Here is an 8,354-nt window from a genome sequence, read left to right as displayed (position 1 = left end):
AGATCACCACCCTTATCGTTGCTGTTAGTCATAAACATACCCGTTTGCCTATCCCTTATCTTAAAGGGGGGGAACGGTGTCCTGTCTTTTATGGGGCTCGTTCATCGCCAGCCGAGGCGAAAATCCTCAAAGCCCTGCTGTAGAGTCAGGTGAGTGGATCATTATAAATCGCTCACTTGATGGCCAAATTGCTATTCCAACAAACTCTGTAACGGTCAAGAACTGGGATAAGGTTAAGCCCCAGTTAGAATCGTCTTATCTTGCAGATCATGGCTATAGAAGGAACGAGTTTCGATCTGATCATGAGAAAGCTAAGCGCTATCTCGATAGTAAATCAGGCCAGTTAAAGCCATTAAGAGGATTCGCCTACCCCCACTATCATCCAGCTAAATTACCCCTGAGCTGGGCTAAAAGGGTAACGTTGACACGAGATACGTACCGAAGGCTTGGCCGTCGATAGAAATAGCTATAGCAGAGCGTATAAGTCATAACCTATAGGCCTCGACGGGTATCTTTTTTAACTACGGATAGCTAGGTCATAAATACACCCGACCTCAACAACCTTAGAGGCATCCAAGCAGCTACTTATGGGGCTGTCCTCTTTGCTCGCAGAATGCTTCCCTATCGTTGTACGAGGATCAACTGTTCGTTGCTAAAGCGCTCCCCTTCATCTTTAAGGCCTACGGGGCCGATGCGGTAATTACCACTTACACGTTAGAAATGATCGCTGAGGCTCGCAGCAGCATTGGATGTGGTTCAAGAATCCTGACCTTCGCTGAGCTAATCGGTTTGGATAGCGAAACTGGCATACCTCTCCAGCGCGGGGCTAACCCAGTCGAAACCAATGTGATTGTAGTCCTCGGAGCAGACGCGCTTGGCATTGAGGAAATGAATTACCTTCTAGAGGCTGCGCCTACAAACGGGCGTCTTTACCTTTTGGGATACCCCAAAGACTTACCAAGCCTTCTATAGCTGATCTGCTTGATAGCCATCAGATCAAGGCCTTTCACTCGCGTTTCTGGGGTGTGCCAGACAGCAACAAACGGGATGCGCAGGAAAGGTTATGGGCAGGCGAGGTCACTCCTGACCTAGATGCATTCGACCCCACACAGCCGGTTTCTTGGCTCGAATGCTCTTTAGAGGACCTGCCAACATTCATACCTGAGCTTCTGAGAGAAGCCTCTTTATCACTTGGCCTTGATCCGCTGGCTGATATCCGAGTGGTCGTGCCAAATACAGGTCATGAAATCGTAAAGAAGGTTCAGGAAGCCATCGTAGAAGAATATGGACAGGACTCTCTGCCTGTAACGTTTCAAGGGCGGCAGTACCACCCTGGCTTACCAGTGGTGGTGCGCCAGCCTTTGCAGTCGCCCACCTGCCCTGCTTTTTCTGTCTACTGGCCAACCGTTATTACTCCAGACCAACTAACCGTAATAAACACAAGCGGAAAAGAGATTACGCTAGGCGTCGAAGACCGCATTGATGTGTTCGATGCCCTGGTATGAGCCCTAAATTCATTCGTGGCCACTGGTACGAGCTGGTTGTTTTACTCGCGTTTGGCGACCAGCGTGAAGCTATAAACTAGGAGCTACTGAGCAGCCTGATCAACACCTCGATTCGCTCGCTTATTGTAGTAGGCGAGATACAACAGCTGGCTGATGGAATCGCGTGTCGCCCATCCAGTAGAGCTCGCTCAAAGCTTTTAGACTGGGTATCTGAAAAATGACTATCCGCTCCGCACGCAGGGATTTGCAGGAACAGAAACGCGAAAAGCTCGACCGTCAACGCAAGATGACGATCAGTGGCGCCCTGTTAGGCGCTGCAATTCCATTCATGCCTGCCCTTATTGTGGTCGCCATGGGATTAGCAGCGGCTTACCTTACGCTTGGCATCAGCGCTCAAGCCATAGAGATCGACCAACCTCTTGTATGGGATTCCCAGCTAGAAGAAAGCGAACTGACAGATTGCGATTTACGCAGGAATACGTACTTCGGTCAGATAATGTCCTACCAGGAGTGTAAGGACAACATCGAGCAAGTTCGGAATGAAAAGATCGAGTGACGGCGGACGATGTACGCCAAACACTCAACGATGTTTATCCCCAGATGATGCCCTTCATGCTCACGGATGACCTCATGACCCGCCATATGGCCTTTCTGACGGCGACAGGTACTGATAAGACTGAGTTGCTGTTATCAGTCATCCAGCAGCAGATTAGGTAGAGTCGCTCCTTGCACAGGTGGCAACGTGAAGCTAGCACCCAAAAACTTGAGAGCAGCAACCCTTTCGTTGAAGCGGTTCAACCGTTGGAAAGCGCGTGCAAGTCGCTTCGCCTCGTCGCCTTCCGTAAAGGGGCGTAGCAGTTTGGCGAGGTCACTTTGTGATTCATTGCAGAGGTCACTGCGCATCGTTTCGCTACGTAAGGCGACTCCCAAGCACCCGTATCGATTTCCCCGAGTGTGAATGTCATACACTAGCCGATACTTCACTTCGCCCTTATGGTACGGAAAAAGGGCCATCATCGGCTCAATGAAGATGACCTCAGCAGCCGCGTACTCATCAAGCTTTTTTACCCAGTCCATTAGCTGGAGCTTAGTCGTCTTTACTCGGCCCCGAGCCGCTTCAAGCTGGGCGAGGTAGGCGCCCTTTTCATAAGCGGGCTCACCAGCGTTAGAACTCATTGAAATGACAATATCCTGATCACGGTTCCTGATTGTCGCGAGAACCTATTCGAGAATCATCTCAACTTGATGCCGTTACTTGCTTCTAACAAAGAAGACTTCATCTTCATGCAGAAAATAGAGGGATGAACGGCTTTCCTCACCCTTTCTTCTAGGAGCCGCGCTTTATCCACGTGAGACCTACACATTTCTTCGGATTATCATGCCCCTGCCTTCTAATGACCTTCACCGTTCCTGCTGATGCTGTATCCCAAACCCAGGCCACCTCCCGATACAAGCACCCTGCCACTGAGCTACCTTCGAAACATCAGTTATATAACTTCGGAATTCATCGAAAAACCCACAAGCTTCTTGGAATACCATGGGGATTCACTTCTCCCACCAGTGAGATCCAGCCGTTTATCAGTATGAACACGTACCGGGCATTTACTAACCAGTGAAAAAGGCTCTGCCAAACCTGAAGATTTCGTCGGGAAACGCATAGGCTTCTTGGAATACCATGGGGATTTCCTTCTCCCACCAGTGAGATTCAGTCGTTTATCAGTAGGAGCGCGTAACGGGCAATTACTAACCAGTGAAAAATCTCTGCCAAACCTGAAGATTTCGTTGGGGAACCCTTACGCAACGGTGCTTTACCTAGGCGAATCAGTCGCGGACAGTTAGATACCTGAAGTTACCGTAGGAAGATGCAGGTGACCATTAAGGCACCCGTAGGCAGGCTAACAGCATAATGAAACGCAAGGTAAAGCTGGCCTTGAACGCGCTTCATTGCAGCCAGAAGTCCCAACGAATACCCCTAGAACAGAAGCGGAAGTCTTTGACGAAAAACCGAGCGAAAGGATGAGTCGAAAGAGCGCGAAGAGAGTTTCTACTTATCGCCCGGCACACCACAAAAACAGGACAATATCACTAAGCTAGGATGGTGCCAGCAAATTATGACCAAAAAAAAGCGCTAAAACATACCACTATAATAATTGGCTTCTATGCAACATAAAGGGCCAATAACAGCTACATTTACCGGCTTAGTCGATGACCAATTATTCAGCCTAAAACATACCGCTAATGAATATTGGCTCTCTATAACCCTGGCCCCCCCTCCGTATTGAATGGGCAATAAATGACCAATTTTTAAGGCTAAATGGCCGTCTAATGTAATTATTGAGTCAGGCCCTCTACTTTCTCCCATTCAACCCTATAGCGAACTTTTTCTGGCTTACCCTACGGCTTTGTCTCAGTCATAAAAAAAGCCGGCACATGGCCGACTTGTCACTGGTGTTTCTCGGCTTAGAACTTGACCCCCTCACCCACAGGTTTTGCGTTCTGGCTCTCGTACAGCTCGATCAGCATCTTTACTACCTCATCTGAGGCCTTCATGCCTTTGTTGCCCGCCTGGACCACCGCCAGGGCATCGAACTCTTCATCGCCGATATACACGACCTCCTTGAGCGTCTTCTTCGGTGTCTCGCACCAGATACAGGAGATCGCAGGACGGCCCTGGTGGGTTTCCTTCACATAGACATGCAGTCTCCCTTCTACCTTCTTGGCGAAAGCCTCCATTGCTGAACTGAGGTTGGATACGGAGGTGGTCTGGGTATTCATGTTTGCGCCTTCAGCTTTGTTTATCAGTACCTCTTTTATAACGGGCCACTATTCCTCACTACACACCCTCAGACTGTTTTCACACATTTAGGGGCCAGCATGTCCACCTGACCCATGTGGGGTAGGCGTAACTGCATTCAGTTGAGTTGCACGCTTGCCCCCAAATCCCAAGAATCAATTCTGAGCTGAACGCTTTGGCGTCGGCGGGGCGATAGACCCCAAACACAGATTGAACAGAAGGGGGGAGCGGCTGTTGTCGTTCCAGTCGACGGATGCTTGTAGGAGGCACGCCGTGGAATACCGCACAATGTGGTTAGCAGACCTGACAGATTCAGAGCTGCGCGAACTTGACCCATGGCGCATCTTGACCGCCGATAAAGCCCGAGGCTTTCTCATCATGGCGGCTCGCGATGCTCTGGGCAGGTATAAGAAGTTCGGCCTTGCCAAGATGGACAATGATGAGCTGCTGCATGAGGTTTATCCCATACTGTATGACGCCCTGCCCGGAATCTTGGCTAGCTGTGTCGATGCGACCGAACCCGAAAACCGGGATCGCTTCATATACGGTAGCTTGCGGCGCCTGATCCGCTGCCGCTTGGCTGAATAGCTCCGAACGGCCTCATCTCAATAGAGGAGGTGAGCACTGTTATCGACGATGCAGACGAATCCTCGCTGGTCTCCCTAAGTAACTTGGAGAGCTCTTAGGTTTTTTAAAGGACAAGTCACGACCTCTGACGGGAGAGGTGATGAAAACCGGACGGCATAAGTAGAACGTGAGAATCGAATAGTAAGAGCTTTTCGCAAACACGAACCACGTCGAGGTAAACGTGTTATTCCACTGCCCGACGATTTGCCCTAGTGCACCTTTTCCCTTGATAGGCCGAAGTAAGCCAGCGGCCAGGACAAATTTGATAGGAACAGCACAAGCGTGGCTTGGGTCGTGCTTCGGGTTGCGCTTTCGTAGGTAATAGAGGGCAAAGTCGCAACCTTTGCGTGCCATGTCAGTTCGCATGGCGATTAGATTTTCTTCAGCGCAATTAGTCACAGACTCAACAGAAGAAGGGAAAGCCTCTTCAATTGATCCATAACAATGAAATCGGCACGGCTATTAGCTGCTTATCGAAAGACACAACCTGATCACCAAAATAGAAGACCACGCCACATTTGAATTGCTGCGGTGTTACCTCTCGCAGTTGGCGAAGACTGCTGAAATCTTTACTGCTGATCGTGGCTGCTGACTTAACCTCAACACCTAACAACTCGCCTTGCCGATTCTCAAGAACAAAATCAACCTCAACGCCGGTATAGGTACAGTAGTGCATTAAATGTGTGCATGATGCCGACCAGCCCTGATGCTTAACTAATTCTGCATGTACAAAGGCTTCGACAAGATCAGCGGGTAATTCAAATTTGTCTTCAATTCGGCTGCTGTTCAATGCTTGCAAATGAGCCATCATGCCGTAGTCAGTCACGAACAGCTTGGGCGACTTCTGAAGTCGCTTTCCTAGGTTAGAAGCCCATGCCAGCACCTGACGTATCAAGAACAAGGCTTCGAGCAGAGTCAGGTAACGCTTAAGGGTCGTTTGCGGTATCCCAATTGAGCGTGAGAGCTCGGCTGCACTGAGCAACTTGCCACTACGAGCCCCAAGCAGCCTCATCAACTTTGGCAACTCTATTAGCCCATCGATTTGAGCCAGGTCACGAATATCTCGAGTTAGAACAGTGTAGAGGTAACTTTCGAACCAAGCTTCGCGGTGGCGATTATTTACACGCCCCAGTGCCTCGGGATATCCACCTTGCAATAATCGGTTTATAAAGTCCTGCCTTTGAAAACCGCATCTGTCGGGAAGGTCGTTTCTGTAGAGTCGATCAATCACGCTCGTCGACTTGCCTTCTATCTCGCACTGCGCTAGCGGCCAAAGGCCAATTACTTTCATACGCCCTGCTAGAGACTCGGCTACCTGAGGCAGAAGCGTCAGGTTAGCCGAACTGGTGAGCAGGAAACGTCCAGCGGTACGGTCTTGATCTATAGACGCCTTGATCGCGAGAAATATCCGAGGCGCGCGCTGGACCTCATCAAGACAAACCGGCCCCTTGAGGGAATCTATGAAGCCGAACGGGTCTGCTTGAACCGCAGCACAGACTGTAGGATTGTCGAATGTGTAATAAGTGGCTTTTCGTTCAAGGCTCTGAATTAAAGCGCTCTTGCCGGTTTGGTGTGCACCATTGAGTAGCACTACCGGGGTATCCTGCAGAGCTTCTATTATATTTTGGTGGATTTTTCGTGGATACATGGCTGTAATTTCATCCACTTGATGGGTGAAATTACAGCCTAACTCAAGTCCCATTTTGTTCATGTGGCTTATGCTTTAACCGCACACAACTCTTTGACTTCGTAGTTGCAGGTAGGGCAGGCGCAGTTTTTTCTCTACCGAGTCGGGAATGCGTTCACGAGCCTGTTCCTCAGTCAGTCCATGACGTTTCATGGCGCGACGGCGTAGCCGCTCAGAACTGCTATCGACCTGAACCCGTCTAACCTGACTGTGCTTAGTATTGGACGGTACAGCCGCCACGGCGCTAAGACGTACATGATCACGCATACCCGTTAGCCAAGGCACTACTAGAAGATCGTTAAGTGCAGCTTGCCCACCATGTAGCCTTAAAAAGTCGCCCAGCCCGACAGCACCATTGCGAGCCCTGGGAAAGCCACTTACTGCACCATCATTGGCCCTACCATCGGGGTCAAACCCATGACTTGGTTCCGCAGGGATGCAGAAACTTCAGCTATCGATTGTGGAGAGGTCTAATCTCGACGCATCGCCATCATGTTTATGTCGGAACTGTCATAGCCATCTGCATGCAATCTCGGACCATTAGTAAGAACAAAATTCTGTTGAGCAGGCGTAAATGTAGCTAAAAAATTAATAGACTCGCCGTCATAGCCAGACCTTGCATGAAGCGCTGCGCCATTTGCTAACGCAAATTGCTGGTAAGCGGGGAGTAAATTAGCTAAACCATTGATGTCATAGCCATTATACCCAGCTGTTGCATGAAGCGTCGGGCCATGCGTTAAGGCGAAATTCTGTACAGCAGGGATATATTCGGCTAGATCGTTAATGGTGAAACCGTTATAGCCAGCCGTTGCGCGAAGCGTCGGACCGTTTGTCAAGGCAAAACTCTGTTGAGTCGGGTTAAGATCTAGCAAATCTTGCACAGAAGTGCGGCCATAGCCCGAGGCACTGAGAGTTTGCGCATATTCGGTCAAAAAACGCTGTCTTGACGACATTTGATCATCTGCAATGACCTTCATGTGCTTACTGACCCGTCGCCAGCTAAGGTTAATGCCCTCACTCTGCTTACCGGTGCTGCCAGCGATATGCATCAACAGTTCGTTCGGAAGGCCCAGCAACGCAGACGGATGCCGGGCAGTGCTTGCCACCACTGTGCTTGGTCTAGGCAGTGTCATGGATACAGGCGTTTCTGAAGCTCGTCGTAACCCTACGCTTAAAACGTCGTATTCGGACCGTTCATTCAATTTCGCCTTGATCACCAACACGTCTTGGTTACGTTGCATCCCAAATTAAGCAACACTGTTCGGTTGCTGGTTGGGCGCGAGCTGCAAATGACCCCTCCCGATGGCTTCTTTTGCAAACCTGGCCAGGGCCTTTTCCTGTTCAGTACCCTGCGTTTCTTTGGCATTCAACTCAGCCACTGAGTGATCGCTTAACATGGACGATGTCAACGATCTGTCATGCCCAGACGGGTGCGTTCCTGTCGCTGCCTGAGTCCCTTGTGCAGGGTTTGTTGAACTGACCTTTGTGTTATAGGCGGTACCGCTCCGAATGGATTCCATTCTTTTTCCCGGTGCTGATTCTTATCGTAGGTTCATGAGTGGTACGCAATACCGAGTAGTTCCTTCAGGGAAGCTGGAGCATTCCTGAAGGAACTGACCCCCGAATGTGAAGCGCCCCCCGTCTTCGATATGGTACGCGACATGATCGGCAAAGCCTTCAAGCGCTTAAGACGCGACGAAGCTTCCCTCTTGCATTCGGACCAGGGCTGGCACTATCAAAT

At 50.1% G+C, this 8,354-nt stretch carries 8 protein-coding genes; 3 read left to right on the top strand and 5 right to left on the bottom strand.

The window, feature by feature from the left end; translation table 11 throughout:
* Positions 1–1,025 precede the first annotated feature (1,025 nt).
* Both IEX86_RS24115 and IEX86_RS24110 read left to right on the top strand, forming a co-directional pair.
* Positions 1,026–1,505, top strand: a complete 480-nt coding sequence (locus IEX86_RS24115) for a hypothetical protein (RefSeq protein WP_188868693.1) — start codon at positions 1,026–1,028, stop codon at positions 1,503–1,505.
* Between the two features lie 217 nt (positions 1,506–1,722).
* On the top strand, positions 1,723–2,061 hold the full coding sequence (locus IEX86_RS24110; RefSeq protein ID WP_188868692.1) for a hypothetical protein: 339 nt from the start codon (positions 1,723–1,725) through the stop codon (positions 2,059–2,061).
* A 134-nt stretch (positions 2,062–2,195) separates the two neighbouring features.
* On the opposite strand, the gene IEX86_RS24105 is transcribed toward IEX86_RS24110, so the two are convergent.
* Positions 2,196–2,681, bottom strand: coding sequence for a hypothetical protein (locus IEX86_RS24105; RefSeq protein WP_188868691.1), 486 nt, complete (start codon positions 2,679–2,681; stop codon positions 2,196–2,198).
* A 1,284-nt stretch (positions 2,682–3,965) separates the two neighbouring features.
* Positions 3,966–4,280 carry a hypothetical protein gene (locus IEX86_RS24100; RefSeq protein WP_188868690.1) on the bottom strand — a complete coding sequence of 105 codons (315 nt, stop codon included), beginning with the start codon at positions 4,278–4,280 and terminating at the stop codon, positions 3,966–3,968.
* Positions 4,281–4,572: 292 nt separating this feature from the next.
* On the opposite strand from IEX86_RS24100, the gene IEX86_RS24095 reads away from it, so the two are divergent.
* Positions 4,573–4,887 carry a hypothetical protein gene (locus IEX86_RS24095; protein WP_188868689.1) on the top strand — a complete coding sequence of 105 codons (315 nt, stop codon included), beginning with the start codon at positions 4,573–4,575 and terminating at the stop codon, positions 4,885–4,887.
* A 466-nt stretch (positions 4,888–5,353) separates the two neighbouring features.
* Here IEX86_RS24095 and IEX86_RS24090 read toward each other — a convergent pair whose 3' ends face one another.
* From IEX86_RS24090 to IEX86_RS24080, 3 genes are read right to left on the bottom strand one after another with little or no spacing between them, the layout of a single operon-like run.
* On the bottom strand, positions 5,354–6,637 hold the full coding sequence (locus IEX86_RS24090; RefSeq protein WP_229685493.1) for an ATP-binding protein: 1,284 nt from the start codon (positions 6,635–6,637) through the stop codon (positions 5,354–5,356).
* Between the two features lie 12 nt (positions 6,638–6,649).
* A complete protein-coding gene (cas6f, locus tag IEX86_RS24085) occupies positions 6,650–7,051 on the bottom strand; it encodes a type I-F CRISPR-associated endoribonuclease Cas6/Csy4 (RefSeq protein WP_188868694.1) in 402 nt (133 codons plus the stop codon).
* Positions 7,052–7,083: 32 nt separating this feature from the next.
* Complete coding sequence (locus tag IEX86_RS24080; RefSeq protein ID WP_229685492.1) at positions 7,084–7,854, bottom strand: hypothetical protein; 771 nt, start codon at positions 7,852–7,854, stop codon at positions 7,084–7,086.
* Positions 7,855–8,354 lie beyond the last annotated feature (500 nt).

It is taken from the genome of Pseudomonas asuensis (assembly GCF_014646755.1).
GTDB classification, from domain to species: Bacteria; Pseudomonadota; Gammaproteobacteria; order Pseudomonadales; family Pseudomonadaceae; genus Chryseomonas; species Chryseomonas asuensis.
The sequence above is the reverse complement of the archived record's forward strand: the minus strand, read 5'-3'. Positions and strand labels throughout refer to the sequence as shown.